Consider the following 26804-nt stretch of genomic DNA (forward strand, 5'->3'; position numbering starts at 1 on the left):
TTGGGTATGCGATTAGCAATTGTATCTAATCACGGAAATATTCATGCCTCGTCCCGAGAACCCAATCCAGCTTGCCGTCATCGGAGCCGCGCATGGCATACGTGGCGAAGTCCGGGTCAAGACATTTACCGATGATCCGCTGGCTATTGCTGATTACGGCCATCTCTATGATGCGCAGGGCAAGGCCTATGAGGTGCTGGAAGCCCGTGCGGCAAAGACAGTGGTTGTTGTTCGCTTCAAGGGCGTCAATGATCGCAATGCTGCCGAAGCGCTCAACGGCACCGAGCTTTTCATCGACCGCTCACAATTGCACGATGATGAACTTGATGAAGATGAGTTTTTCCAGACGGATTTGATCGGGCTTGAAGCCGTTGATGCGAACGGTCAATCCTATGGGGTTGTGAGTGCCCTTTTCGATTTTGGTGGCGGCGATCTGATTGAGCTCAGTCTCAAAGGCAAACGTCCAATGCTGATCCCGTTTACGGAAGCAGCGGTGCCGGAAATCGATTTTGACAAGGGGACTATAACGGTCGAGCCTTATGCTGCGGGACTGATTGCCGAGGATGATGAGGCAGCGCTTCGCGAATATACCAAGCAGCAAAACGACCAGAAGCGACCAAAGAAATCATGAGCGCGCTTTCTGATACGGATAAAGCGCGACCGGGATTTCATGCTTCGGTGCTGACGCTTTATCCTGAAATGTTTCCGGGGCCGCTTGGCATTTCGCTTGCTGGCAAGGCGCTTTCTGAAAGCACGTGGTTGCTTGATACAGTGCAGATTCGCGATTTTGCTGAAGGCAAGCACCGCATGGTGGATGACACGCCATCGGGTGGTGGTGCGGGCATGGTGATGAAACCGGACGTGGTGGCGCGCGCGCTCGATTCGGTTGCTGATGATCGCCCGATGCTGCTGATGAGTCCGCGCGGTGCGCCGCTCACACAAAAGCGCGTGCGTGAACTGGCTGACGGTCCGGGCGCGATTATTCTGTGTGGCCGTTTTGAAGGTGTCGATGAGCGGGTGATCGAAGGACGCGCGCTCGAAGAGATTTCGATCGGCGATTATATTCTGTCGGGTGGCGAGACTGCGGCCATCGTTTTGCTGGATGCGATTGTGCGGCTTTTGCCTGGCGTGATGGGCAACCGGGAATCGGGCGAGACGGAAAGCTTTGAAACCGGGCTTCTGGAACATCCGCATTATACCCGCCCGCAGATTTGGGAGGATCGCTCGATCCCTGAAATTCTCACCTCCGGCAATCATGGTGCGATTGATAAATGGCGCCATGCTGAGGCTGAACGCATTACAGAAGAACGGCGTCCTGATCTTTGGGAAGCCTATCGCAAGGGCAAGCGCTCATGAACCTGATCCAGCGGCTTGAAAGCCTTTCTCTGGCGCTGTCGTCTATAATATCGCGCATAGCTGGATTGGCGTTGTGCTTGTGGCCGTGCTTGGCTGGGTTATGAGCTGGCCAGTTTGCCTTTTGATTGCGCTTATCTGGGCTGTTCATATTGGCGTGGATCGTGCGCTTGGCTTCGGCCTTAAATACGGAACCGGTTTTCAGGATACGCATCTTGGCCGTATTGGCGGAAAATAGCGATTTCGTTGCGCTGATATTGATTCATTGACAGCAATGGTGTATTGCCGCGCCAGTTGGGCAAAAGCCCGACATCTTTAAACCAATAAATGGTGTACCGCTCCTGCCTGATTTTTCGGGCATAACCACAGGGCCAAAGATGCTTGGTGGTGAGTGCAGAGCGCTCTGGCTGTTTGAGAAGAATTCAGAAGGAAGAGACGATGAATATCATTCGTCAGCTTGAAGCCGAACAGGCAGCCAAGATCGAAGAAAAGCGCAAGCTTCCAGATTTCCAGCCAGGTGACAGCGTTCGCGTTCAGGTGCGCGTTACCGAAGGTACACGTACCCGTGTGCAGGCCTATGAAGGCGTTTGCATTGCCCGTTCCGGCGCTGGCATCAACGAAAACTTCACCGTTCGTAAGATTTCTTACGGCGAAGGCGTTGAGCGCGTATTCCCGGTTTATTCGCCAATCGTAGAAGGTGTTGAAGTTGTTCGCCGCGGTAAGGTCCGTCGCGCGAAGCTTTACTACCTCCGTGGCCTCACCGGTAAGGCTGCACGTATTGCTGAAAAGAAAGACAACCGCTCCAAGGCAGAACGCGAAGCCGACAAGATCGCTGCTGCCAAGGCAGAAGCTGCAAAGACTGCTGCTGAATAAGCCAGTTGTGCAAGAATCTGAAAAGGGCGGCCTTTGGGTCGCCTTTTTTATTTGCAAAAGCCAAAAGGCTGCGTAACATATTGCACAATTTCGCCTACATTGCGCAAGATTGTTACTGCGACACCCTGTTGCGGTTTGTGTTTCTTGACGAAATGCGGTGGCGGGTGCATATGACAGCCAATTAAGAACTATTCAAAGGAACTCTCGCAATGAGCGCGCCGCGTACACTTTATGACAAGATCTGGGACGACCATGTGGTGGATCAGCAGGACGATGGTACCTGCCTCCTTTATATTGATCGCCATCTTGTGCATGAAGTGACAAGCCCACAGGCTTTCGAAGGCCTGCGCATGACGGGCCGCAAGGTGCGCCATCCAGAGCGTACACTGGCTGTTGTCGATCATAATGTTCCAACATCGCCAGATCGTATCAACGGCATCAAGAATGAAGAAAGCCGCATTCAGGTTGAGGCTCTTGCCAAGAATGCCGCTGATTTTGGCGTTGAATATTATTCCGAGCGTGATCGTCGTCAGGGCGTGGTGCATATCGTTGGTCCAGAGCAGGGCTTTACGCTGCCGGGCATGACGATTGTGTGCGGTGACAGCCATACATCGACGCATGGTGCATTTGGTTCGCTGGCGCATGGTATCGGCACATCGGAAGTCGAACATGTTCTGGCAACGCAGACGCTGATCCAGAAAAAAGCCAAGAACATGCTGGTGCGTGTTGAGGGTGAACTGGCTCCGGGCGTTACTGCCAAGGACATCACGCTTGCCATCATCGGCGAAATCGGCACCGCAGGTGGCACCGGCTACGTGATCGAATATGCAGGCAGCGCCATTCGCTCGCTGTCGATGGAAGGTCGTATGACCGTCTGCAACATGTCGATTGAAGGTGGTGCGCGCGCCGGTCTTATTGCGCCGGATGAAACCACATTTGAATATATCAAAGACAAGCCGCGTGCGCCCAAGGGCGAAGAGCTTGAGCAGGCGATCCGGTATTGGAAGACGCTCAATTCGGATGAAGGGGCGCATTTCGACAAGATCGTCGAGCTTGATGCTGCCAAGATTTCGCCGGTTGTATCCTGGGGCTCATCGCCGGAAGATGTGGTCTTCGTCACCGGTATCGTTCCCAACCCGGACGAGATCAAGGACGAAACCAAGCGTGCATCCAAGTGGCGTGCGCTTGACTATATGGGCCTGAAGCCCGGCACCAAGATGACGGACATCGCCATTGACCGCGTTTTCATCGGATCTTGCACGAACGGACGTATTGAGGATTTGCGCGATGCAGCCCGTATGGTCGAAGGCAAGAAGGTTGCGGCAAGCGTGAACGCCATGATCGTTCCGGGTTCGGGCCTTGTGAAGGAGCAGGCGGAAGCCGAAGGTCTCGACAAGATTTTTATCGAAGCGGGTTTTGACTGGCGCGAGCCGGGCTGTTCGATGTGCCTTGCCATGAATGATGACCGTCTGAAGCCGGGTGAGCGTTGCGCTTCGACGTCAAACCGTAACTTTGAAGGCCGTCAGGGCTTCAAGGGTCGCACGCATCTCGTTTCGCCCGCCATGGCAGCCGCTGCAGCGATTGCCGGTCATTTCGTGGACATTCGCGACTGGAACTGATGGTCGTAAAAGATGATTGAGAAAACCGCCGGAGTGATCCGGCGGTTTTTTTGTTTCGTAAACAACGTATTATTTGCATTTCTAAATTAGATGCTTTTTTAGCGGTTTTGGTCTAATATGGCATTCAATGAATGGTGCGGGGTATGGTCTTCTCGCGCCACCAGATATATGCAGGGATGGACGGATGGATGGTGCTGAGTTCATACTGCTTATAAATACGACGGTTTCGGGTCTGTTTGCTCTCACCTTTTTCGGTATCGCTGCCTATGCCCGTGATAACGCTGCCGCCCCCGTGTTTGGGCTCGGCTTTGTTTTTGCGATGCTGTACTTTCTCACTGAGATCCTCATCTCCTTCCTCCCCAGCCAGAAATTCGCTTACATGCTCAGTTTTGGCATGTATTTCATAACGCTTTCCTGTCTGGTTGTCGGTCTTGCCCGCATGTATGGTCTTCCTGTGCCGTGGGTGCGGCTGGGGCTTCTCTTTGCCGGTTCGCTGGTCATGATCTTTGCGATTTACGATATCGCCCGCAGTCAGATGCTTGGCCGTATTCTTTATCAGTTGCCGTATTTTCTGATCCTCGTGCTGGCTGCGTGGATCGTTTTGCGCAGCCGCACGAGCGTTCATTCCCGCAGCAAGCCCTTTGGCAGGTCGTGGGGGGCATTGGATGGCATGATGGCGGCGCTCTTTATGGTGAGCGCCCTTCATTTTCTGATTAAACCGGTTCTCGCCACTATGGTCGGCGGTGTTGGTGCTTCGCCTGATGATTATATGCATACCAATTATGCGCTGCTGGTTCAGTCGATCGGTGCCGGGCTTTCGGTTGCCGGTGGTTTGCTGCTTCTGCTCAGTCTGATGGGGGAGCTGATTTCCGATGTGACGCTGCGTTCGGAGACGGATCAGCTTTCCGGACTTCTCAACCGGCGCGGTTTTGAGTTCCGCGCCGAAGCGGCGATCGAAAAATCCAAGCGCATGCGACAGGCACTTTCGCTCATTATCTGCGATATTGATTACTTCAAGTCGATCAACGATACCCATGGACACGCTTTGGGCGACAGGGTGATTGCAGCTTTTGCTGATGAATTGCGTCGTGCGGCGGCGGCGAAGGATGGCATTGCCGCACGGATGGGCGGCGAGGAATTCGCTGTTCTGTTGCCCGGCCATACCATCCAGTCGGCATGGCGTTTTGCTGAACGCGTGCGGCTGGCCTGTGCCGATATAACGCTTTCCGGTCCTTCGGGCGATGTGGGTTTCGCGGTGAGTTTTGGCGTGACGGAAATGGAGTTCGACGATGTCTTTGCCGATGTCTTTAAGCGGGCTGATGGCGCGCTCTATGAAGCCAAGAAGAATGGCCGCAATTGCGTTCGCACGGCACTTCCGATGATGCTTGACGATAATGTGGTCGAGCTTCGTGGTGCTGCCAAAGGTCGTTGAGCACTTCCAATGCTTCAATCAAACAGGAAATGCTCTGGCTCATCTGATTTTGTGCGCGCCGTGCTTTACCTTTGGTCGGGCTGGCGTCTACAATCGTTGAGCTCCGTGATGCTGGGCTGTGTTTCGAGAGAGAGTTCTTATGACCAATGATCATTCCGTCGATATCGGGCTGCTTCATCTGCGGGACGCGCATGAGTTTGCGCCTCTGCTTGCGAGTTATGCACAAGCGTTGAAGCGCGGGGCACCACGTCGCCCGGATGAGTTTTACGCCGAGCAGCTTTTGCAGGATCGTGCCACAGAAATTCTCGGCGCACGCGTGGATGGCAATCTGGTTGGCTTTGTGATTTTTTATGATCTTCCTGAACCTATTTCCGGCCTGCGCGCCGGCCAGGTTGACCATATTTATGTGCATCATGATCATCGCGGTAAGGGTATCGCCAAAGCGTTTATTGATCTGCTTGCCGACAAGGCGGAAGAGCGCAGCTGGTCGAAGCTTATGCTCAATGCGCCGCGTGTTCCTGAAGATGGCCGCAAGTTATATGAGCAGATTGCCGCCGCTGCCGACTGGTCCAGCTATGTGATTCGCTTTGGCAACTAAGCTGCGTCCGCAAAAGTAGATGAAATTACACATGTTTTTGTGAAACATCGACTTCAATCGTTTGAATTCAGGAATCACGCGAATGTGTCGTTGAGGTGCGACCAATTGTTAGTCTTTTCGTGAAAAAGCGTCTTTGACGTGGTGGTGAAAGCGCAGTAGAAAGCGCCTCATAGGGTCGTGTGACACGATCCAGCCACATTTTCTGGGTCGTGCCGGCGCAGGATTGAAGATTCTGTTTCCTGTGCTGTGAACGACATCGAACTCGGTTCTGCATGAACCGGCCATTCGCTTTGTCATGCCAAACGTGTTTGGCGGGATAAGGCGGGTAGAAACGTCAGGGAAGCCCACGAGAGCCATGACACAACCGACCGCAACGCGTCAGCGTCCTTTGTCGCCGCATTTGTCGATTTATCGACCAAAGATCACGATGACGATGTCCATCATCCATCGTATCACGGGCGGCGCCCTTTATTTCGGAACCCTTCTCCTCGCTGCATGGCTGATTGCGGCTGCAATCGGTGAAGATGCCTTCAACACCGTAAGCGCAATCTACAGTTCGTGGTTTGGCTATCTGGTTCTGTTTGGCTACACCTGGGCGCTTCTGCACCATCTGGCCGGCGGTGTGCGCCATTTCATCTGGGACATGGGTGCCGGTCTTGAAAAGCACACAGCCAGCAAGATTGCATGGCTGACGCTGGCCTTCTCGCTGCCTGCAACGATCCTTGTCTGGGTTGTTGCTTTTGCAGTGCGCTGAAAGGAGTTCTGACATGAACGATATGCGTACGCCTCTCGGCAAGGTTCGTGGACTTGGCTCGGCCAAGGAAGGCACCGGCCATTTCTGGTTTCAGCGCATGAGTGCTGTCGCACTCGTGCCGCTCGTTCTGTTTTTCATCGGTCTGGTTATTTCGCTTCACGGCGCAAGCTATGCCGAAGTAAAGGCCGCTTTGGCGCATCCGTTCACCGCTCTGGTGATGGCGCTGTTCGTGCTGACCGGCGTCTATCACATGCGTCTTGGCATGCAGGTTATTATTGAAGATTACATTCACGGCGAAGGCATGAAGGTCCTGCTCGTCATGCTCAACACCTTTTTCACGGTGGTTGTGGGCGTGGCTTGCGTTTATGCGATCCTCAAGCTGAGCTTCGGAGGTTGATAGCCCGATGGCTAGTGCACAAAACAATGCAGCCAATGCTGCGGGCGAAAAGAACTATACGTTCATCGATCACAAATTCGACGTTGTTGTCGTTGGCGCTGGCGGTGCTGGCCTGCGTGCAACGCTCGGTATGGCCGAACAGGGTTTTAAGACCGCCTGTATCACCAAAGTGTTCCCAACGCGTTCGCACACGGTTGCAGCGCAGGGCGGCATTGCCGCTTCGCTGAAAAATATGGGGCCGGATAGCTGGCAGTGGCATATGTACGACACCGTCAAGGGGTCGGACTGGCTGGGCGATACGGACGCTATGGAATATCTGGCGCGTGAAGCACCGGCTGCGGTTTATGAGCTGGAACATTACGGCGTTCCGTTCTCGCGTACCGAAGAAGGCAAAATCTATCAGCGCCCATTCGGCGGCCACATGCAGAATTTTGGTGATGGTCCACCAGTACAGCGCACGTGTGCGGCCGCTGACCGTACCGGTCATGCGATCCTGCATACGCTTTACGGCCAGTCGCTGAAAAACAACGCGCAGTTCTTCATTGAATATTTCGCGCTTGATCTCATCATGACTGATGGTGTTTGCACCGGCGTTGTTGCGTGGAACCTTGATGATGGGACGATCCATCGCTTTTCTGCCAAAATGGTGGTTCTGGCGACGGGTGGTTATGGTCGTTCCTATTTCTCGGCGACTTCGGCGCATACCTGCACCGGCGACGGCGGCGGCATGGCGGCGCGTGCGGGGCTTCCGCTCCAGGACATGGAATTCGTTCAGTTCCACCCAACCGGCATTTACGGCGCGGGCTGCCTGATTACGGAAGGCGCACGCGGCGAAGGCGGCTATCTCGTTAATTCCGAAGGCGAGCGCTTCATGGAGCGTTATGCGCCTTCCGCCAAGGATCTGGCCTCGCGTGACGTTGTTTCGCGCTGCATGACCATGGAAATCCGCGCTGGTCGCGGCGTTGGCAAGAACAAGGACCACATCTACCTGCATCTCGACCATCTTGATCCGGCTGTTCTGCATGAACGCCTGCCGGGTATTTCCGAGTCGGCCAAGATTTTCGCAGGCGTTGATGTGACCAAGGAACCGATCCCGGTTCTGCCAACCGTGCACTATAATATGGGCGGCATTCCAACCAATTATTGGGGCGAAGTGCTGAACCCGACGCAAGAAGATCCTGACCGCGTTCAGCCGGGCCTGATGGCTGTGGGTGAAGCAGGTTGCGCATCCGTGCATGGTGCCAACCGTCTTGGCTCCAACTCGCTGATTGACCTTGTTGTGTTTGGCCGTGCGGCTGCAATTCGCGCTGGCGAAGTCATCGACCGCGCTGCGAAGATTCCTGACATCAACGAAGCAGCCGTCGATAAGATCATGGATCGCTTCCATCGCCTGCGTTATGCCAACGGCTCGACACCGACCGCAGAACTGCGCGAAAAAATGCAGCGCACCATGCAGGAAGATGCAGCCGTTTTCCGGACTTCTGAATCGCTCAAGCAAGGCGTCGAGCGTATGTCCGCAATCTGGAAAGAACTGCCTGACGTTAAGGTCAGTGACCGTTCGATGATCTGGAATTCGGATCTGGTTGAAACGCTGGAACTGGAAAATCTGATGGCAAACGCGATGGTGACAGTCGTTTCGGCTGAAGCCCGTCAAGAAAGCCGCGGTGCGCATGCGCATGAGGATTTCCCGGACCGTAACGATGCCGAATGGCGTAAACACACCCTTTCCTGGCTGTCGCCAAATGGCGAAGTGAAGCTTGATTACCGTCCAGTTCATCTCGATCCGCTGACGACCGAGGAAGAAGGCGGCATCAATCTGGCCAAGATTGCGCCCAAGAAGCGCGTTTACTGATCGAGGGAATGAGCAATGGTTGAACTCGCACTTCCCAAGAACTCCCGCATGCAGGAAGGCAAGACCTGGCCGCGTCCAGATGGTGCCAAGAATGTCACGGAGTTCCGCATTTATCGCTGGTCGCCGGATGACGACGCAAATCCAAGCATCGACACGTATTATGTCGATCGTGACGATTGCGGCCCGATGGTGCTCGACGGTCTTCTTTATATCAAGAACAAGATTGACCCGACGCTGACGCTGCGCCGTTCGTGCCGTGAAGGCATTTGCGGGTCCTGCGCCATGAACATTGATGGTGCCAACACGCTTGCCTGTACGAAGGGCATGGATGAGATCAAGGGCTCCATCAAGGTTTATCCGCTGCCGCATATGCCGGTGGTGAAGGATCTGGTGCCGGATTTGAGCAACTTCTACGCCCAGCACCGTTCGATTGAGCCTTGGCTCAAGACGGTATCGCCGGAGCCGCAGAAGGAATGGCTGCAGAGCCACGAAGATCGTCAGAAGCTCGATGGTCTTTACGAATGCATTCTCTGCGCTTGCTGCTCGACCTCGTGCCCAAGCTATTGGTGGAATGGCGATCGTTACCTTGGACCGGCTGTGCTGCTTCAGGCCTATCGCTGGCTGATCGACAGTCGCGACGAAGCCAAGGGCGAACGTCTCGACAATCTCGAAGATCCGTTCCGCCTCTATCGCTGCCACACCATCATGAACTGCGCGCAGACCTGCCCGAAGGGTCTCAACCCTGCCAAGGCGATTGCCGAAATCAAGAAGATGATGGTCGAGCGCCGCGTGTAGAACGTGTTTTCATAATCGATAGAAGGGAGGCTCTGCCTCCCTTTTCTTTTGCCAAAATAATGGCGGAGGCTTGATTTTTCCGTGCTGGCCATATCTGATCTGAAAGCAGAAACTTAACGCTGCTTCAGGGGGGCATCATGCTTGATCATATCGGTTTCAATATTTCCAGCATGCCAAAGTCCAGCGCTTTCTATGACGCTGCGTTGGCGCCACTCGGCATCACGCGGGCGATGGAGTTTGGTGACTGGGTCGGCTATGGCCGCAATGGCAAGCCGGAATGCTGGATCGGCAAGCAGAAGGGCGCAAAACTCGAAGGCGTTTTGCATGTGGCTTTTTCGGCAGGCACCCGCTCGGAGGTTGATCGCTTTTATGAGGCTGCCATGGCTGCGGGTGGGCGTGACAATGGCAAACCGGGAATCCGCGAGCATTATCATCCCGATTATTATGCAGCCTTCGTGCTTGATCCTGACGGGCATAATATCGAAGCGGTCTGTCATCTTCCCGAATGAAAAAGGCGGGCCATGCCCGCCTTTCGATTATCTGCCAGCTCGCGTGAGATGGGCGCTCGCATTATTTATTTTAACGAGCATCTTTGTCCGAAATCCGTTTCACACTTCTCGGGATACGCTTTAAACCAGCTTGGCGTCCAGTGTCACTTCAATGGCACCCAGTGCTTTTGACAAGGGGCAGGATTCCTTCGCCTTTTTTGCCAGCGCCGCAAAATCAGCTTCTTCAATGCCAGGGATTGTGGCTGTAAGCGTGATTGCGCTCTTGCTGATTGCAAAGCCACCACCTGAAGCCGGTCCAACGCTTATAGCCGCTGTTGCTTCAAGCTTTTCCGGTGGTGTGCCGTGCTCTGTCAGAAGTGCTGAAAGCTGCATGGCGAGGCAGCCGGCGTGCGCCGCCCCCAGAAGCTCTTCGGGATTTGTGCCTGCGCGTCCGCTTTCATCTTCAAAGCGCGCCTTGAAATCATAAGGAAGGTCTTTGAGCGCGCCGCTCTGCGTGTTGAGCGTGCCTTTGCCTTCCTTGAGTGTGCCTTTCCAGACTGCGGTTGCTTTTCTGTCCATTGGGAAGCTCCTCTTGATTGGTTTCTAACCACCAGATAGGGCAGCCTCCCCAAGCTTCCAGATTAAATCGCCTCGCCTTGCAATAGGCGCGGCGTTTCGCCCGAAAGACCGGCTGCCTGCTTGATGAAGAAGGATTTGAGGCTTGGTACGCGGTCCACAAGGCCCAGTCCGATGTCGCGGATGGTCCGGACTGCGGGATTGTCGTTGGAGAACAATTTTGTCAGCACGTCGGTTGTGACGCCCATCTGCACGGTGTCGAAACGACGCCAAGCCTGATAGCGCTCAAGCGCTGCAAAGGAGCCGATGTCGAGGCCGAGGCGGTCTGTTTCAACGATAACTTGGGCAATGGCTGCTGCATCACGGAAGCCGAGATTGAGGCCCTGGCCGGCAATCGGGTGGATACGGTGGGCTGCATCGCCCACAAGCGCAAAGCGTGGCTTCACAAATTCGCGGGCCAGTGTCAGGCCAAGCGGGAAAGCACGGCGAGGGCCTTCAACGTGCAGCGCGCCAAGACGGTGTCCAAAACGCTGCTCAAGCTCGGCATCAAAGATGAAATCATCTTCGCGGACCAGACGTTCGGCATCAGCTCTGCGTTCTGTCCACACGAGCGAACTGCGATTGCCTTTGAGTGGCAGGATGGCAAAGGGGCCGGCAGGCAGGAAATGTTCATCCGCGCGGCCACCATGCGGACGCTCATGCTTAACATTGCAGACAATGCCTGATTGGTCATAGTCCCAGTTCACTGTCTTGATGCCAGCAATGTCACGCAGGCGCGATTTTGCGCCATCCGCGGCAATCAACAGACGTGTGATGAGTGTTTCACCATTGGCCAGCGTGACGGTGACGGATTTAGGGCTGGTTTTAAACGTCTCGACACTCATGCCCTCAATGAAGGTGATGCCGAGTTCGTGTGCCTTTTTGTGCAGCGCAGTGTTGAGCACGCGGTTTTCAACCATGTGTGCGAAAGGTTCGCCGGGGTTCACATCGCCTGAAAAGGTTAGAAAGACCGGGCGCACAGGATCGGAGGTGCGGGAATCAGTGATGACCATTTCAGTGATCGGCTGCGCGTCGGCAACGATCTCCTGCCAGCAGCCGAGTTTATCGAGCATGCGCGAAGCCGCCGCTGCAATGGAGGATGCCCGTGGGTCCTTCTTCCATGCGCCCACCGGGGCGCCGTCAATGACGGCAACAGAAAGATGCGGAGCCGCTGCCTTGACCGCCACGGCAGTAACGAGGCCGACATAGCCGCCGCCTGCGATTACCAGATCGCTTTTTTCCGTGGTTTTCTGCTTGCTTGCCGCAGCCATTGCCTCTTCCTTTCGGATATCTTCAGAGCGCTCTTCGATGAACATAACAGGCTGCAACAGGACACAGGAACTTGACAGTTTCGTCTATGCAGGCCCAAACAGTTCAACAAAATATATCGTCTATATAAGGTTCCAGGAGACAGGCTGTCCATGTCGAATAACGAAAAGACCGATCTATTGAAGGCTGAGCAGACTGCTGCCATGCAGCAGCTCCTCGACACGCTTGATCTTGAAACGCTTGAAATGGATCTTTTCCGCGGCAACAGCCCGCAGGTGGGCTGGCAGCGCGTTTTTGGCGGGCAGGTGATCGGGCAGGCGCTGATCGCAGCGCAGCGCACCGTCGACCCCGAACGGCATGTTCATTCGCTGCATGGCTATTTTGTGCGGCCGGGCGATCCGGCTATCCCGATCATTTATGAGGTGGATCGCATCCGCGACGGGTCAAGCTTCAACACGCGCCGTGTGTTGGCAAAGCAGCACGGCAAGGCGATTTTTACGCTCTCAGCATCGTTCCAGATTGATGAAAATGGTCTGGAGCACCAGATCAATATGCCCGAGGGGCTTCCCATGCCGGAACAATTGATGGGCGATCATGATCTTAAGGAAGAGTATTTGCATCTGGCACCGGCAGGCGTGCGCAAATATTGGGAGCAGGAGCGCCCCATTGAGATCAAGCCGGTGTCACTCAAACATTATTTTTCGCGCGAAAAACTGCCACCAAGCCAGCATGTCTGGGTGCGGGCACGTGGTATCGTGCCGGATGAACGTGCGCTACAGGCCGCTATTCTCGCCTATCTTTCGGATATGACTTTGCTGGATACATCGTTGCATCCGCACGGGCGCACGATTTTCGATCGCGACTTGCAGGTGGCAAGCCTTGATCACGCCATGTGGTTTCATCGCCCAAGCCGGCTCGATGACTGGCTTCTTTACACACAGGACACACCGAGTGCGTCCGGTGCACGTGGGCTGAACCGTGGCGCGCTTTATACGCGGGACGGTGTGCTGATTGCGTCAGTCGCGCAGGAAGGCCTTATTCGTGTGCATGAAAAAGACAAATGATGATATTTTAATCATCATCGTCGCTGGTGTTTAATTTTTAATCAATGTTGATTGGGTGAAAATGGGCATCGGCTGCAAAAGCTGAATCCAATGAATCACTTAGAGTGGTTTTTCTCACGTAGAAAAACCACGTCTTCTTTTTTCTGACAGAAATTTCAGGCGCGTCTGCGTTTCACGCGAGGGTCGAAAAGCCCTGTTTCGGGGCGGAAATGTGCCACTCTCCACCGTGATCTTGCCAGATACTGCGTTTGGAATATGAGAAAAATTGCATTTTCTTTGGGTTGTCGCGCGCAACTGGCATGATTTTTGTTTCTCTCAGTTCGAACCGGTCTTTTCAGCGCAGACGCGTTTGAAGCCGCCATTCGACGGAGATATTCGATGCTGATAACAGGAAGATTCAAGCAAACGGCTTTAGCCACCTTGCCTATGCTGCTCGTTCTTGCAGGGACTGCGCTGGCACAGGACGCATCCCAGCCGACACCAACTCTTGATACTGGCGATACTGCCTGGATGCTGACTTCAACCGCGCTTGTGTTGATGATGACAATTCCCGGTCTTGCGCTGTTTTACGGCGGCATGGTGCGCAAGAAGAACGTACTTTCGACAGTTATGCAGAGCTTTGCCATTACCTGCCTTATGTCGGTGTTGTGGATGTTCTTCGGCTATTCGCTCGCCTTCACCGATGGCGGTTCGATGAATGCTTATATCGGCGGCTTCGATAAGGCATTTCTGAAGGGCGTCACGATGGATTCGCTCACCGGGACGATCCCGGAATATCTCTTCATCGTCTTCCAGATGACCTTTGCGGTTATCACACCCGCCCTTATCGCCGGCTCGTTTGCCGAACGCATGAAGTTCTCCTCGATGCTGGTCTTCATGGTTCTGTGGCTGTTCATCGTCTATGTGCCGGTTGCACATTGGGTCTGGGGCGGCGGCTTCCTTGGCTCTGACGGCGTTCTTGATTTTGCCGGTGGCACGGTTGTTCACATCAATGCCGGTGTTGCCGGTCTGGTTGCAGCGCTCATCATTGGCAAGCGCGATGGCTACGGCCACGTCAATATGGCACCACACAATCTCGTTCTCTCGGTTGTTGGTGCAGCCCTTCTGTGGGTGGGCTGGTTTGGCTTCAATGCAGGTTCGGCTCTGGGTGCAAACGCACTGGCTGCCGTTGCCATGCTCAACACGCAGGTTGCAACCGCTGGTGCGGCTCTTGCCTGGATGTTCATCGAATGGGCGATTTCGGGCAAGCCAAGCGTTCTCGGCATTATTTCGGGTGCGGTTGCCGGTCTTGTTGCCGTAACGCCTGCTGCGGGCTTTGTTGACCCAACGGGCGCATTGATCATCGGCGTCATTGCGGGTGCTGTCTGCTACATCGCAGCCGTAAAGATCAAGCACGCGCTTGGTTATGACGATTCGCTCGATGCCTTTGGCGTTCATGGTGTTGGCGGTTTTGTCGGTGCGATCCTCACTGGTTTCTTTGCCGATGTTACGATCAATGCGGCAGGTGAAGGGGCAACCATGGGCAAGCAGTTCTTCGGCGCTGCCATCACCGTTGTCTACACGGCGATCGCAACCGCAATCATCCTTTATGTGATCAAAGCCGTGATGGGTCTGCGCCCGAGCAAGCAGGCTGAAATGGAAGGCCTTGATATCGCGTTGCACGGCGAATCTGTTCAGTAGAACAGGCTTGTCTCAAGAGGAAAAAGGCGCGGGAAACCGCGCCTTTTTCATTTTCTGGTGAAAGGCAGTGCATGGTTAATGGGGAATTAACCATCGCCCGATTAGGATCAGCCCGATTCATTGTGCTCGGGCGTCTTTGCCCGCAGGCAACATTTATATGGTTCGGGACAGGCTTTATGCAGCAAGGATATTCGCCCTCATACCCGTTGCGCGACGAGCGGGTTTCGGAAGACAGGCTGAAACTGGCCAATATCTTCCGCAGGCAATTCTATATCCTGTTCGGTCTGGCGCTGCTTTCGCTGGCCGCTATGGCAGTGGGCGCGCTTGCAACGTGGAATGTTGCCGATCCCAGCCTCAGCCATGCAACGGATAATCCGGTTACCAATGCTCTTGGCTATCCGGGTGCGGTTTTCTCCGATCTTGCCATGCAGTTCTTTGGCCTTGCCAGCGTTCCGGTTCTGCTGCCGCTGGTGGTCTGGTCGCTGTTGCTCATGACGCGCGGCGGGATCAGCCGTGTCGGCCGGCGCAGTCTGGCATGGATGGGGGCTGCGCTTTTGTTTGCAGCCATTGCAAGCTGCTTTGCTGTTCCTTCAAGCTGGCCGATGCCGATTGGTCTTGGTGGTGTGTTTGGCGATATGGTGCTGCGCCTTCCGGGCCTGTTTCTGGGCGCATTTCCGCAAGGTGCGATCGCATCCGGCATTGCGCTGGTGCTGGTTTTCCCGGCACTCTGGCTCTGCCTGTTTGCCAGCGGGATCATTGGCCGCCGTGAAGCGCTCGTTGATGCCGGCTCCGCGCGGGGTGCATCGGCTGGCGATGATTTTGCCGAGGACGAAGATCAGGAGGATGAGACATCATCTGGTGGCTTCTCTGCATTTGTCGGGGCTCTCACCCATACAATTTTCAGCGCTTCGGCGACTTTCAGGCGTTGGACCGGTATCAACCGCCGCAAGCAGCGCGAAGATGAATATGGCGATATGCGCAGCGCGCGCGCAAGCGCGCAAGCGCGCAATGGTTCGCGGCGCGAGCCGGGCTTTGATGGTGCCTCTTCGGAAGAACCGCCGTTCGATTTGGATGATCCGATGGACGGAGCGCCGCTTGCGGGTGAAGAATGGCACGATGCGCCGCCGCAGCGTTCTAAAGCGCGCGTCGGTGAACGCGCGCCTGCACCAAAGAGCGGCGCACGCATTCAGCGTGAAGCGCAGACATCCTTCCTGAAAGAAGGTGGTGCATTTGAAATGCCATCGCTGCATTTTCTTGCTGAACCAAAGCTTGTGCAGCGCGACGCATCCCTGTCCAAGGATGCGCTTGAACAGAATGCGCGGCTTCTGGAAGGTGTGCTGGAAGATTTCGGCGTGCGTGGCGAGATCATCAATGTGAAACCGGGGCCAGTCGTAACGCTTTATGAGCTCGAACCGGCCCCCGGCATCAAATCATCGCGCGTGATTGGTTTGGCGGACGATATTGCTCGCTCAATGAGCGCCATTGCTGCGCGTGTGGCTGTGGTTCCGGGCCGCAATGTGATCGGTATCGAATTGCCGAACCAGAAGCGCGAAATGGTTTACCTGCGCGAAATGCTGGCGAGCCGTGACTTTGAACAGACCAAGGCAAAGCTTGCGCTGGCGCTGGGCAAGACCATCAATGGTGAGCCGGTGATTGCCGATATTGCGAAGATGCCGCATGTGCTTGTGGCCGGTACGACGGGCTCGGGTAAGTCGGTTGCGATCAACACGATGATCCTGTCGCTGCTTTATCGCATGACGCCGCAGGAATGCCGTCTGATCATGATCGATCCGAAAATGCTGGAGCTTTCGATTTATGACGGTATCCCGCATCTGTTGACGCCGGTTGTGACCGATCCGAAGAAGGCTGTGGTCGCGCTCAAGTGGACCGTGCGCGAGATGGAAGACCGCTATCGCAAGATGTCGAAAGTGGGCGTGCGTAATATTGACGGCTTCAATCAGCGCGTCGGTCAGGCACAGAAGAAGGGCGAGCAGATTGCCCGTACCGTGCAAACCGGATTTGACCGAAATACTGGCGAAGCGATCTATGAAACCGAGCAGCTCGATCTGGAGCCAATGCCCTACATTGTCGTGATTATCGACGAAATGGCCGATCTGATGATGGTTGCGGGCAAGGACATTGAAGGCACGGTGCAGCGTCTGGCACAGATGGCGCGTGCGGCGGGTATCCATGTCATCATGGCAACGCAGCGCCCATCCGTGGATGTCATCACCGGTACGATCAAGGCCAATTTCCCGACCCGTATTTCGTTTCAGGTTACATCCAAGATCGACAGCCGAACCATTCTGGGTGAGCAGGGTGCCGAGCAGCTGCTTGGTCAGGGCGATATGCTGTTCATGGCCGGGGGCGGCCGCATTCAGCGCGTGCATGGCCCCTTTGTGGGCGATGACGAGGTGGAACGTATCGTTCAGCACCTGAAACTTCAGGGTGTGCCGGAATATCTGGATGCGATCACTGAGGATGAGGAAGAGGATGAAGGTGGCGGTCCGGCCGGAACATCGAACCTTGAAAATTCCGATGATCCTTATGATCAGGCTGTGGCTGTGGTGCTGCGTGATAAGAAGGCTTCGACGTCCTATATCCAGCGTCGTTTGGGTATTGGCTATAACCGTGCGGCTTCGATTATCGAGCGCATGGAAGAAGAAGGGATCGTCGGCCCTGCCAATCATGCCGGTAAGCGCGAGATACTGGTGCCGACCGGTGACGATGATTTCTAACTGAAATCTCATCGGCTTTCTGTTGCCACACTCGCGCCTAACTGCCCGATTATTTTACGAGAATGAAGAAAAAAGAGAATTTGCCGATGATGATCTCCCGTATTGCTGCATTCGTGAAAGCAAGCCGTTTTGCGGCCATCCTCGGATTGGGAGTTTTGAGCATTGGCGCGGCTTCTCCGGCTTTTGTGCCCGTTGCGGCGCAGGCACAGGGCGTAAGCGGTGCTGCTGCTGCGCAGCAGATTGCGGATCATTTTTCCTCACTGCGCACATTGACCGGTGAATTTGTTCAGTTCGGCCCCAAGGGCGAACAGACGGGCGGCACGTTCTATCTGGAACGTCCGGGCAAGATTCGCTTCAATTACACCGATTCCCCGATCCGCGTGATTTCGGATGGCAATCAGGTTGTTATCAACAACCGAAAGCTCGACACGTGGGATATGTATGCGCTGGGAACCACCCCGCTCAAAATGCTTCTGGCGGACCGGATTGATCTGGGCGGCGGTCGTCTTCAGAGTGTGAAGCAGGACCCGGACATGACCACGCTTGTGGTGGGGGACAAGACAGCATTTGGTAATTCAAAAATCACCATGATGTTTGATCCCAAGACCAAGGATCTCAAGCAGTGGACCATTACCGACGCGCAGGGCCTCGATACCACGATCATGGTGTTCAATGTCCGCAGCGGTGTCCGCTTCACGGATGATATGTTCAAGATCGATTATCAGCGCATCGCAATGAAACGCAAAGGCCAGTGATCTTTATTCCTGAGGTTTGCATTTATCGGATAAATCGTTAGGTTCGCGGCCATCTTCTGATGGCTGTGAGTCTTTCCCCATGACGTTTTCTGTTGCTACCTGGAACATCAATTCCGTTCGTCTGCGCATGCCGCTGGTCGAACAGTTTCTGAGCGATTATCAGCCGGATGTTCTGTGTCTTCAGGAAACCAAATGTCCCGACGATCAGTTCCCTTCAAAAGGCTTTCGCGCGCTTGGCTATGAGCATATCGCGATCAGTGGCCAGAAGGGCTATCACGGCGTTGCGACCATCTCGAAACGCCCTTTGGGCGCTGTCGAGAAGATTGGCTTTTGTGAGATGGGCGATTGCCGTCATCTGAGCGCTGTGGTGGAAGCGGGTGGCAAAAAGCTGCGCATCCATAATTTTTATGTGCCTGCCGGTGGTGATGAGCCAGACCCGGAAATTAATCCAAAATTTGCCCATAAGCTTGGTTTTCTTGAGGAAATGCGAGCGATTGTCGCTGACAGGCAGGATGGACATTCCTCGATCCTCGTGGGTGATCTCAACATCGCACCGCTTGAAAACGATGTCTGGTCGCACAAGCAACTGCTGAAAATTGTAAGCCATACGCCGATTGAAACCACAACGCTGGAAGACCTGCGTGTGAAAGGCGGGTGGAGTGACCTGATGCGGCAGGCGATTCCGTCCGATCAGAAAATCTACACCTGGTGGAGCTATCGCGCCAAGGATTGGGATGCCGCTGATCGTGGTCGCAGGCTTGATCACGTCTGGGGTTCGGCTGATCTGGAAGCGCATATGCAGGGGCTTCAGGTTCTGCGCGATGCGCGTGGCTGGGATCGTCCGTCTGATCACGTACCAGTGATTGCGACATTCGATCTGGATTAAGATCGCGTTCGGACTTATATAGAGTTGAGTTCAAAAGAGGAGAAAAGAGCAATGGATCGTGCGGCACTGTTTTCAATGACCAGTGTTTTCAACGTTTCCGAGGCTCATCATGTCTTCTCTTCTCACGCTTCAGGATGTTTCAGCGCACACGGCTGACGGCCGAACTCTCTTTTCTGGCATCAATTTCAGCATCACCGAAGGTCGGATTGGCCTCGTCGGGCGCAATGGTATTGGCAAATCCACGCTTTTGAAAATCATGAGCGGCGATCTGCTGCCAAGCAGTGGAACGATCACGCGCACCGCCCGGATCGGCGTGCTTGCGCAGAATATTGGTAGTGATGCGCAAAAGACGTTGGCCGATCTTTTCGGTGCACGTGATGCCTTTGACAGAATTGGGCGGATTGAAGCGGGCGAGGGGGCAGATGCCGATTTCGAACAGGCAGACTGGTTGTTGCCGCAGCGTTTTGACAATGCTTTAAAGGCCTTTGCACTTTCGCTTTCGCCGCAAAGTCTTCTCTGCGAATTGAGCGGCGGACAGCAGATACGCGCAGCACTTGCCGCGCTTTTGTTTCAAGAGCCTGACCTGATTTTGTTGGATGAACCCACCAACAATCTTGATCACGATGGCCGTCAGGCTGTCGCGGATATGCTTGCCGGATGGCGAGGGGCGGCTGTGGTGGTCAGCCATGATCGTGCATTGTTGCAGGCGATGGGTGCGATCGCCGAGCTATCGCAAGGCGCGTTGACGCTCTATGGCGGCAATTGGGATTTTTATCACGAGAATAAAGAGCGGGAGCGGGAAGCGGCTGCGCGCGATCTGGAATTGGCGCAGCGCGATGTGAAGCAGGTCCGCCTCAAGGCACAGGACGCCAGTGAACGACAGGCAAAAAGCGATGCGCGCGGGCGCAAATCCCGTGCCGATGCGGGTATGAGCAAGATGGCACTTGATGCGCGTGCCGATAAGGCACAGAAGACCGGTGGTCGTGGCGATGCATTTGCAGAGCGCAATGCCGAGCGTGCCCAAAGCCAGCTTAAGGAAGCGGAAGCAAAGGTCGAACGCATCAAGAAAATGCACTTCCATGTTGATGGATCGCTTTCGCCTTCCGGGCGTGTGCTGCTTGAAATGCTCAATGTTTCGGGCGGCCCTGTGCCGGATAACCCCGTCATTCGGGACGTCTCGCTGAAAATCGTCGGGCCGGAGCGTATTGTCATTCGCGGTGCAAACGGTGCGGGTAAAACCTCGTTGCTGCGGTTGATCACAGGTGATTTGCAGCCCGTTTCGGGCGAGATCAAACGCTTCGTGCCGATTGCCATGTTTGATCAGCAGATGAGCCTGATGGATCGTGGAGCAACGCTTTATGAGAATTTCCGCAGACTGAACAAGGAGGCGAGCGATAACGATGCTTACGCAGCACTGGCGCGTTTTTCATTTCGCGGGGAGGGTGCTGCGCGCCTTGCAGGAGGCTTAAGCGGTGGCGAATTGTTGCGTGCAGCTCTTGCCTGCATTCTTTGTGGAACGCTGAAGCCTGAATTGTTGATCCTGGATGAGCCGACCAACCATCTTGATCTGGATTCCATTCAAGCGCTGGAAACCGCCCTGAATGCATATGAAGGTGGGTTGCTGCTGGTCAGCCACGATCAGACATTTCTCGATGCCATCGGTATCAAGCGGGTCATTGAGTTATGATGTTAGTCGTTGGCGCCAAATTGTGGCGCGACCTTTTCGATGTCGGCAATGAGTTGCAGCAGGTTTTTGCTGATATGCGTATGCAGTGACGCTGCGGCTTCTGGATATTCTTCCAGAATGCGCCGGAAAATGGCGCGGCTGATGCGGATGACTTCCGTTTCTTCCTCGGCAAAAGCGCCGGTCAGGCGTGTGGTCTGCGCAATCAGCGCCATTTCGCCCAGCATCGCACCGGGTTCAACGGGGCGGATTGTAATCCGCCCTTCGTCGGTATCGTGAAACAGTGTGATTTTGCCAGACACGACGATATAACCGCAATCAGCACTCTGGCCTTCGCGAAACAGTTCACGACCGGCGCGCAGCACAAGACGCTCTGCACCAAAGGCGAGCAGACGCAACTGTTCGGGTGAGAAAGATTCGAACAGACCTACTGAGCCGAGAATGCGGATATCGTCATCGAGCGCCATAGCTTGTCATTACACTCGTAACAGGCGCTGTCCATCATGGGACAAGTTTGTATCCCCCGCTTTCTGTAACCAGAAGCGATGCATTGGACGGATCCTTCTCGATTTTCTGGCGCAGACGGTACACATGGGTTTCCAGCGTGTGGGTCGTGACACCGGAATTATAGCCCCAGACTTCTTCAAGCAGCACATCACGGCTGATGACCTTATCGCCTGCACGATAGAGATACTTGATGATCGCTGCTTCCTTTTCGGTCAGGCGAATCTTGCTGCCCTTTTCATCGATAAGCAGCTTCTGACCTGGCTTGAAGGTGTAAGGTCCGACGATGAATGTCGCGTCTTCGCTCTGCTCGTGCTGGCGCAGCTGTGCGCGGATGCGTGCCAGCAGAACGGCGAATTTGAATGGCTTGGTGACGTAATCATTTGCCCCTGATTCGAGGCCGAGAATCGTATCCGATTCGGTGTCGTGACCGGTCAGCATGATGATCGGAGCCTTGAAGCCGCCCTTGCGCAGAAGTTTAACCGCTTCGCGTCCGTCCATATCCGGCAGGCCGACATCCATGACCAGCAGATCGACAATACCGTTACGGGCGCTTTGGATGCCCTTGGTGGCGTTGTCTTCCTGAAGAATCTGGAACTCTTCGCACAGTTCAAGCTGTTCGACGAGGATGGAGCGGAGATCTTCATCATCGTCCACGATCAGTATTGTACGACCTGTCATGCCTGTCCTCGTTACTCTTTGATTCAAATAGTGGTTGGTGTTTTATGACATTTAATCGCGGTAAGTTGAAGCCGTGAAAAAATGAGAGTGTTTTTTAAGCATTCGTTTAAACTTTATCAGCGGGCAGAAAGCGGAGGCAGGCTTGACCAGAAACCAAAAAAGCCACGGCATTGGCATTATCGATGTAAGGGCAAAACCTGGCCACAGGACGCGCGGCCTGCTTGTTGCAGGCAATTTGGTGCTCCAATGTGCGCTTGGCAAGGGGGGAATCAGCGCTTTTAAGCGCGAGGGCGATGGTGCCACGCCGCTTTCGTCCATGCGATTGCTCTATGGCTATCGGCGTGGAGATGCGGGTCATCTGCCTTTCTCACGTCTGCCTTTGCGACGCGTGCGTAAACTCGACGGCTGGTGTGACGCGCCAAAAGATCCGAATTACAATCGTCCGGTGAATCTGCCGTTTAAGGCAAGCCACGAGAAGATGTGGCGCAATGACGATGTTTATGATGTCTGTATTGTGATGGACTGGAACATTCGCCCACGCAGGCGCGGCTGCGGCAGCGCGATTTTCTTTCATCTGGCGCGGCCGGGATTTACGCCGACTGAAGGCTGTATAGCCCTCAAGCGCGCCGATATGGCGCGCCTCCTACCACATCTGACCGACAGAACGGTGGTTCGCGTTTTGCGGTGATCAGTGCGCTCCGGCAGGAACGATTTTCACCTCGTTGCCTTCGGCATCGAAGAGTTTTCCGTTCTGAACATAATCGCCATCATGCAGTTCTGCGATCTGATGGTGGCGAATGATGCGTTCGGTGCCTTCGGCAAAAACGGACATCTGGTTTGAATTGCCGCCTTTGAACTCATTGAACATCAGGTTGAGCGCGATTGCCATCAGGGCCGCAGAACTGATGCCCGAATGGAAAATGGTTTCAAACCAGCTCGGGAAGTGATGGTAGAAGTCCGGCGCTGCAATGGGGATCATACCGAAACCGATGGAGGTTGCCACAATGATCAGATTGATGTTGTTGTGATAATCGACCTTTGAAAGCGTGCGGATGCCGCTTGCAGCAACGGTTCCAAAAAGCACGATTCCGGCACCGCCCAGCACGGAGGGGGGGACACAGGCAATGACACGTCCCATCACAGGCAGGAGGCCGAGCGTGATGAGAATAAGCCCGCCTGTTGCCACCACATAACGGCTTTTCACCCCGGTTACGGCTACAAGACCGACATTCTGCGCAAAGGCGCTTTGGGTGAATGAGCCGACAACTGGTGCCAGAATGCTTGATGCCATATCGGCCCGCAATCCATCGCCCAGACGGCGCGAGTTGACTTTGGTTCCCAGAATTTCGCCAACGGCCAGAATATCGGCAGAGGTTTCTACCAGTGTGACGATGATCACGATGAACATGGACAATGTGGCCGCAATGCTGAAAATCGGCCAGCCGAAATGGAAGATTTCCGGCAGCGCCATAAGAGGGCCTTCAGATATGCGGGAAAAGTCGGTCATGCCGAGTGCCCACGCAATCCCTGTTCCGATGACCATGGCAAGCAGGATGGAGAGGCGGGAAATCGTGGCATTGCCGACTTTGCTCAGCAAAAGCACGATCAGCAGTGTAAGCCCGGCGAGACCGATATTGCCCATGCTGCCGAAATCTGGCGCTTTGCTGTTGCCACCCATGGCCCAGCGGGCTGCAACAGGCATCAGCGTGAGGCCGATGGTGGTGATCACAATGCCAGTGACGAGCGGCGGAAAGAAACGTGTCACCCGCGAAAAGATCGGTGTGATGAGAAAGCCGATCACCGATGCAGCGATGACGGCTCCGAGTACGACCTGAAGCCCCACTTCTCCTGTTTGAGCTGATGTGACGATGGCCACCATGGTGGCAACACCGGCGAAGGACACGCCTTGAACCAGCGGAAGCTGGCAACCGAAAAACGGAATGCCGATGGTTTGCAGACCCGTTGCCACGCCGCCTGCAAAAAGCGAGGCGGTGATCAGCAGGCCGACTTCGCTGGCACTTAGACCTGCTGCCTGACCGATAATCAGTGGCACGGCGACAATGCCGCCATACATGGTCAGAACATGCTGGAAGCCATAGGCCAGATTGGCGGCAATGGATAGTTTTTCATCTTCGGGACGTGGATTGACCGCTATCCCGGTTGGGTGTGTATTCACGTTTATCCCTCCCGATGTCTCTCCTCAAAGACAGGGGGCGAGTATATCCCTCATCGGCCAACGTACTGCATGGGTTTTTCTTGAAGTTGTTTTCGATGCGAGCGGGTGAATGCGTTTATGCGGATGCGTCGCGCATCGCATCACCAAGAACGGTAAAGATATAAGGCTCTATTGATTGCGCAACATTGAAACGCAGATAGCGTGTTGCCTTTCGCGAGGGACTGAAAACATCGCCCGGTGCCAGCATGACGTCTTTTTGCAGGGCATAGCGCGCGATCTTGCCTGAATCCATCCCTTCGGGTAGCTGGGCCCAGAGAAAAAGACCACCCTGCGGCTCTGTCCAGAGTTCAAGCCCTGCTGCTTTGAGCCGGTTGGCGGTCATGGTCATCGCATCGGCAAGTTTTGCACGCAGGCTGTCGATATGGCGGCGATAGGTGCCATCGGTGAGCAGCGTATGGACGATTTGCGCAGACAAAACATTGCTGCTGAATGAGGTTGCAAGTTTCAGATCGGTCAGGCCGTCGATCCAGTCGTGGCGTGCGGCAATGTAACCAACGCGCGCCGCAGCCGAGAGTGTTTTTGAAAAACTGCCGATATGCAGAACGCGGTCAAAGCCGTCGAGTTCAGCAAGCAGCGGTGAGGGGGATGGATGAAAATCACCGAAGATATTGTCTTCAACCAGTTTGATATCATGCAGTTCTGCAAGTTTTAGCAAACGGTGTGCCGTTGCAGGCGTCATGATACCGCCGGTTGGATTGTGCAGCCCTGCATTGGAAATATAGAGCTTTGGTGCGTGTTCTTCAGCCACTTTGGCGAAGGCATCCAGATCAGGGCCGGAATGCGTATAGGGAATGCCGATGAGTTTGACGCGATGCGAAAGAAGTGCTGCCTGAAAATTGAAATAGCAGGGATCATCCACGAGCACGGTGTCGCCTGGTTGCAGCAGAAAGCGGCAGATAAGGTCGATGGCATGGGTGCCGGAATCGGTCAGCAATATATCGCCGCCTGACATATCGATCCCTTGTTCGGACAGCTTGCGGGCAAGATGGTTTCGCAAAGGGCGAAAGCCGAGCGGTTCACCATAGGTGACAAGATTGCTATTTTCATCGCGGGCGATGGCGCGCATGGCCCGGCGGATGCCTTCGAGTGGCAACCATTCATCGGGTAGCCAGCCGCAACCCGGCTTGTAAGTCTCGCTGTGCGCTTCAAGCGATTGCCGCATGACCCAGAAAGGATCAATCTGCCTGTCCTTGTATGGCATTGTTGCGGTTATGGTGAAGGGTTGGCGCGCGCGCTCAGAAACATAAAAACCCGCACCGCGGCGCGATTGAATAATGCCTTCCGCAACCAGACGGTCATAGGCTTCGACCACGGTTGATTTTGAGACGTTCATCGTGTCCGCCAGCCGGCGAATGGATGGCAGACGGGCACCGGGAGCAAGGCTCATCGCGGCGATGCGGTCGCGAATGATGGTCATGACCTTTTCGACGAGTGGCATTTTTTCAGATGCGGCTTTTTCATCGCTGTGTCCGCCAAGATAGGCGGCCTCAACGGCTTCAAGACTGCGCAAAAGGCCCTTTGAAATCATCTGTATCATCCTTTGTATCGGTACAGTTTAGCAGAATTGTCTGCAAATTGTCTCTGATCAATTGGCCGCATGGGATGCACATATGGAAAATCACCTAACAAGTTTGATGAAGGTCGAAAAGACGCAATGAGCAAAACAGCGGGTTGGATTAACGGTTTTCTGGGGGTTCTCATTTTCAGCGGGTCACTGCCGGCCACACGGCTGGCGGTGATCGATATCGACCCGACTTTTTTGACGATGGCGCGAGCATCAATGGCGGGCCTTATTGGCCTTGTGCTGTTGCTTGCCTTTCGTGCGCCATTTCCGCGCTCTCAAGACATTGTTTCCCTGCTTGTTGTGGCGCTCGGTGTGGTGGTGGGCTTCCCGCTTTTGACCGGTCTTGCGCTGCAACATATGACCTCAGCGCATGCGATTGTCTTTATCGGCCTGCTGCCGCTTTCGACGGCTTTGTTTGCGGTGCTGCGCGGTGGTGAGAGACCGCGTCCTTTGTTCTGGCTGTTTTCAGTTGCTGGCGGTGTCATCGTCGCATCCTATGCCTACGGTCAGGGCAGTCAGTCCACATTGCTGGGCGATATGCTGATGCTCGGCGCAATCATCGTTTGCGGACTGGGATATGCCGAAGGCGCAAGCCTTTCACGCAGGCTCGGCGGCTGGCAGGTGATCTGCTGGGCGCTGGTCTTTTCGCTGCCGATCATGCTGCCGCTCAGTATTCTGATGCGTCCTCAAACATGGGGGCATATCGGCGCAATGGCATGGGGTGGACTTGCCTATGTTACGTTATTTTCAATGCTGATCGGCTTTTTCTTCTGGTATCGCGGGCTTGCGCAGGGCGGTGCTGCGGCTGTCGGACAGCTGCAATTGTTGCAGCCATTTTTCGGGCTGATGCTCGCTGCATCCATCGCGGGTGAGCCGGTGAGCATGGGTATGGTGATGACCGCTGGTGTGGTGGTGCTGTGTGTGGCTGGCGCGAAGAGGTTTGCCTAAATAAAAGCTTGTCGCCCAA

At 54.8% G+C, this 26804-nt stretch carries 25 protein-coding genes and 1 pseudogene; 20 read left to right on the forward strand and 6 right to left on the reverse strand.

What is annotated here, in order from left to right; translation table 11 throughout:
• Positions 1 to 43 precede the first annotated feature (43 nt).
• The 12 genes and pseudogenes from rimM (at position 44) to VBH83_RS01950 (ending at position 10182) form a co-directional block, all read left to right on the forward strand.
• Positions 44 to 631, forward strand: coding sequence for a ribosome maturation factor RimM (rimM, locus tag VBH83_RS01895; protein ID WP_265982370.1), 588 nt, complete (start codon positions 44 to 46; stop codon positions 629 to 631).
• Entirely contained in the window at positions 628 to 1356 is a 729-nt protein-coding gene (gene trmD, locus VBH83_RS01900; RefSeq protein ID WP_265982369.1) for a tRNA (guanosine(37)-N1)-methyltransferase TrmD, read from the forward strand. Before rimM ends, trmD begins: the two co-directional genes overlap by 4 nt.
• A 22-nt stretch (positions 1357 to 1378) precedes the next feature.
• A pseudogene (locus tag VBH83_RS01905) lies at positions 1379 to 1591 on the forward strand (DUF4260 family protein); the annotation flags it as partial.
• 200 nt (positions 1592 to 1791) lie between these two features.
• Entirely contained in the window at positions 1792 to 2226 is a 435-nt protein-coding gene (gene rplS / locus VBH83_RS01910) for a 50S ribosomal protein L19 (RefSeq protein ID WP_265982367.1), read from the forward strand.
• A 209-nt stretch (positions 2227 to 2435) separates the two neighbouring features.
• Positions 2436 to 3845 (forward strand): 3-isopropylmalate dehydratase large subunit, encoded by a 1410-nt coding sequence (gene leuC / locus VBH83_RS01915; protein ID WP_265982366.1) that lies wholly within the window; start codon positions 2436 to 2438, stop codon positions 3843 to 3845.
• A gap of 184 nt (positions 3846 to 4029) precedes the next feature.
• A complete protein-coding gene (locus VBH83_RS01920) occupies positions 4030 to 5277 on the forward strand; it encodes a diguanylate cyclase (protein WP_265982365.1) in 1248 nt (415 codons plus the stop codon).
• A 139-nt stretch (positions 5278 to 5416) separates the two neighbouring features.
• On the forward strand, positions 5417 to 5875 hold the full coding sequence (locus VBH83_RS01925) for a GNAT family N-acetyltransferase (RefSeq protein WP_265982364.1): 459 nt from the start codon (positions 5417 to 5419) through the stop codon (positions 5873 to 5875).
• Positions 5876 to 6230: 355 nt separating this feature from the next.
• Positions 6231 to 6629 carry a succinate dehydrogenase, cytochrome b556 subunit gene (sdhC, locus tag VBH83_RS01930; RefSeq protein ID WP_265982363.1) on the forward strand — a complete coding sequence of 133 codons (399 nt, stop codon included), beginning with the start codon at positions 6231 to 6233 and terminating at the stop codon, positions 6627 to 6629.
• A gap of 13 nt (positions 6630 to 6642) precedes the next feature.
• Complete coding sequence (sdhD, locus tag VBH83_RS01935) at positions 6643 to 7026, forward strand: succinate dehydrogenase, hydrophobic membrane anchor protein (protein ID WP_265982362.1); 384 nt, start codon at positions 6643 to 6645, stop codon at positions 7024 to 7026.
• A gap of 7 nt (positions 7027 to 7033) precedes the next feature.
• Entirely contained in the window at positions 7034 to 8878 is a 1845-nt protein-coding gene (gene sdhA / locus VBH83_RS01940) for a succinate dehydrogenase flavoprotein subunit (RefSeq protein ID WP_265982361.1), read from the forward strand.
• A 15-nt stretch (positions 8879 to 8893) separates the two neighbouring features.
• Positions 8894 to 9673 (forward strand): succinate dehydrogenase iron-sulfur subunit, encoded by a 780-nt coding sequence (locus tag VBH83_RS01945; protein ID WP_265982360.1) that lies wholly within the window; start codon positions 8894 to 8896, stop codon positions 9671 to 9673.
• A 137-nt stretch (positions 9674 to 9810) separates the two neighbouring features.
• On the forward strand, positions 9811 to 10182 hold the full coding sequence (locus tag VBH83_RS01950; protein ID WP_396996071.1) for a VOC family protein: 372 nt from the start codon (positions 9811 to 9813) through the stop codon (positions 10180 to 10182).
• Between the two features lie 120 nt (positions 10183 to 10302).
• On the opposite strand, the gene VBH83_RS01955 is transcribed toward VBH83_RS01950, so the two are convergent.
• Positions 10303 to 10740 carry an OsmC family protein gene (locus VBH83_RS01955; RefSeq protein ID WP_265982358.1) on the reverse strand — a complete coding sequence of 146 codons (438 nt, stop codon included), beginning with the start codon at positions 10738 to 10740 and terminating at the stop codon, positions 10303 to 10305.
• A 62-nt stretch (positions 10741 to 10802) separates the two neighbouring features.
• Complete coding sequence (locus VBH83_RS01960; protein WP_265982357.1) at positions 10803 to 12047, reverse strand: ubiquinone biosynthesis hydroxylase; 1245 nt, start codon at positions 12045 to 12047, stop codon at positions 10803 to 10805.
• A gap of 150 nt (positions 12048 to 12197) precedes the next feature.
• Here VBH83_RS01960 and tesB point away from each other — a divergent pair, with 150 nt between their 5' ends.
• The 6 genes from tesB (at position 12198) to VBH83_RS01990 (ending at position 20855) form a co-directional block, all read left to right on the forward strand.
• Positions 12198 to 13109 carry an acyl-CoA thioesterase II gene (tesB, locus tag VBH83_RS01965; protein WP_396996073.1) on the forward strand — a complete coding sequence of 304 codons (912 nt, stop codon included), beginning with the start codon at positions 12198 to 12200 and terminating at the stop codon, positions 13107 to 13109.
• Between the two features lie 378 nt (positions 13110 to 13487).
• Positions 13488 to 14789 carry an ammonium transporter gene (locus VBH83_RS01970; RefSeq protein WP_265982355.1) on the forward strand — a complete coding sequence of 434 codons (1302 nt, stop codon included), beginning with the start codon at positions 13488 to 13490 and terminating at the stop codon, positions 14787 to 14789.
• A gap of 176 nt (positions 14790 to 14965) precedes the next feature.
• Positions 14966 to 17527, forward strand: coding sequence for a DNA translocase FtsK (locus tag VBH83_RS01975; protein ID WP_265982354.1), 2562 nt, complete (start codon positions 14966 to 14968; stop codon positions 17525 to 17527).
• An 86-nt stretch (positions 17528 to 17613) separates the two neighbouring features.
• Positions 17614 to 18282: an outer membrane lipoprotein carrier protein LolA gene (locus tag VBH83_RS01980; protein WP_265982353.1), complete on the forward strand. Its 669-nt coding sequence runs from the start codon at positions 17614 to 17616 to the stop codon at positions 18280 to 18282.
• A gap of 79 nt (positions 18283 to 18361) precedes the next feature.
• Positions 18362 to 19168: an exodeoxyribonuclease III gene (locus VBH83_RS01985; protein WP_265982352.1), complete on the forward strand. Its 807-nt coding sequence runs from the start codon at positions 18362 to 18364 to the stop codon at positions 19166 to 19168.
• Positions 19169 to 19277: 109 nt separating this feature from the next.
• Positions 19278 to 20855, forward strand: a complete 1578-nt coding sequence (locus VBH83_RS01990) for an ABC-F family ATP-binding cassette domain-containing protein (RefSeq protein WP_396996076.1) — start codon at positions 19278 to 19280, stop codon at positions 20853 to 20855.
• 2 nt (positions 20856 to 20857) lie between these two features.
• Here the strand turns inward: VBH83_RS01990 and VBH83_RS01995 are convergent, their stop codons facing one another.
• Together VBH83_RS01995 and VBH83_RS02000 are read right to left on the reverse strand one after the other, a co-directional pair.
• Entirely contained in the window at positions 20858 to 21319 is a 462-nt protein-coding gene (locus VBH83_RS01995) for a cyclic nucleotide-binding domain-containing protein (RefSeq protein ID WP_265982350.1), read from the reverse strand.
• Positions 21320 to 21353: 34 nt separating this feature from the next.
• On the reverse strand, positions 21354 to 22037 hold the full coding sequence (locus VBH83_RS02000; RefSeq protein ID WP_265982349.1) for a response regulator transcription factor: 684 nt from the start codon (positions 22035 to 22037) through the stop codon (positions 21354 to 21356).
• A 142-nt stretch (positions 22038 to 22179) separates the two neighbouring features.
• Between VBH83_RS02000 and VBH83_RS02005 the strand changes: the two genes are divergently transcribed.
• Positions 22180 to 22725 (forward strand): L,D-transpeptidase, encoded by a 546-nt coding sequence (locus VBH83_RS02005; RefSeq protein ID WP_265982348.1) that lies wholly within the window; start codon positions 22180 to 22182, stop codon positions 22723 to 22725.
• Here the strand turns inward: VBH83_RS02005 and VBH83_RS02010 are convergent, their stop codons facing one another.
• Both VBH83_RS02010 and VBH83_RS02015 read right to left on the reverse strand, forming a co-directional pair.
• On the reverse strand, positions 22726 to 24213 hold the full coding sequence (locus VBH83_RS02010; RefSeq protein ID WP_265982347.1) for a nucleobase:cation symporter-2 family protein: 1488 nt from the start codon (positions 24211 to 24213) through the stop codon (positions 22726 to 22728).
• 115 nt (positions 24214 to 24328) lie between these two features.
• Entirely contained in the window at positions 24329 to 25801 is a 1473-nt protein-coding gene (locus VBH83_RS02015) for a PLP-dependent aminotransferase family protein (protein WP_265982346.1), read from the reverse strand.
• A 126-nt stretch (positions 25802 to 25927) separates the two neighbouring features.
• Here VBH83_RS02015 and VBH83_RS02020 point away from each other — a divergent pair, with 126 nt between their 5' ends.
• The gene (locus VBH83_RS02020; RefSeq protein WP_265982345.1) at positions 25928 to 26785 is read left to right on the forward strand and encodes a DMT family transporter; all 858 of its coding nucleotides are present in this window, start codon (positions 25928 to 25930) and stop codon (positions 26783 to 26785) included.
• Positions 26786 to 26804 lie beyond the last annotated feature (19 nt).

This window comes from Ochrobactrum sp. S1502_03, assembly GCF_044435015.1.
In the GTDB taxonomy this organism is placed as follows: domain Bacteria; phylum Pseudomonadota; class Alphaproteobacteria; order Rhizobiales; family Rhizobiaceae; genus Brucella; species Brucella chromiisoli.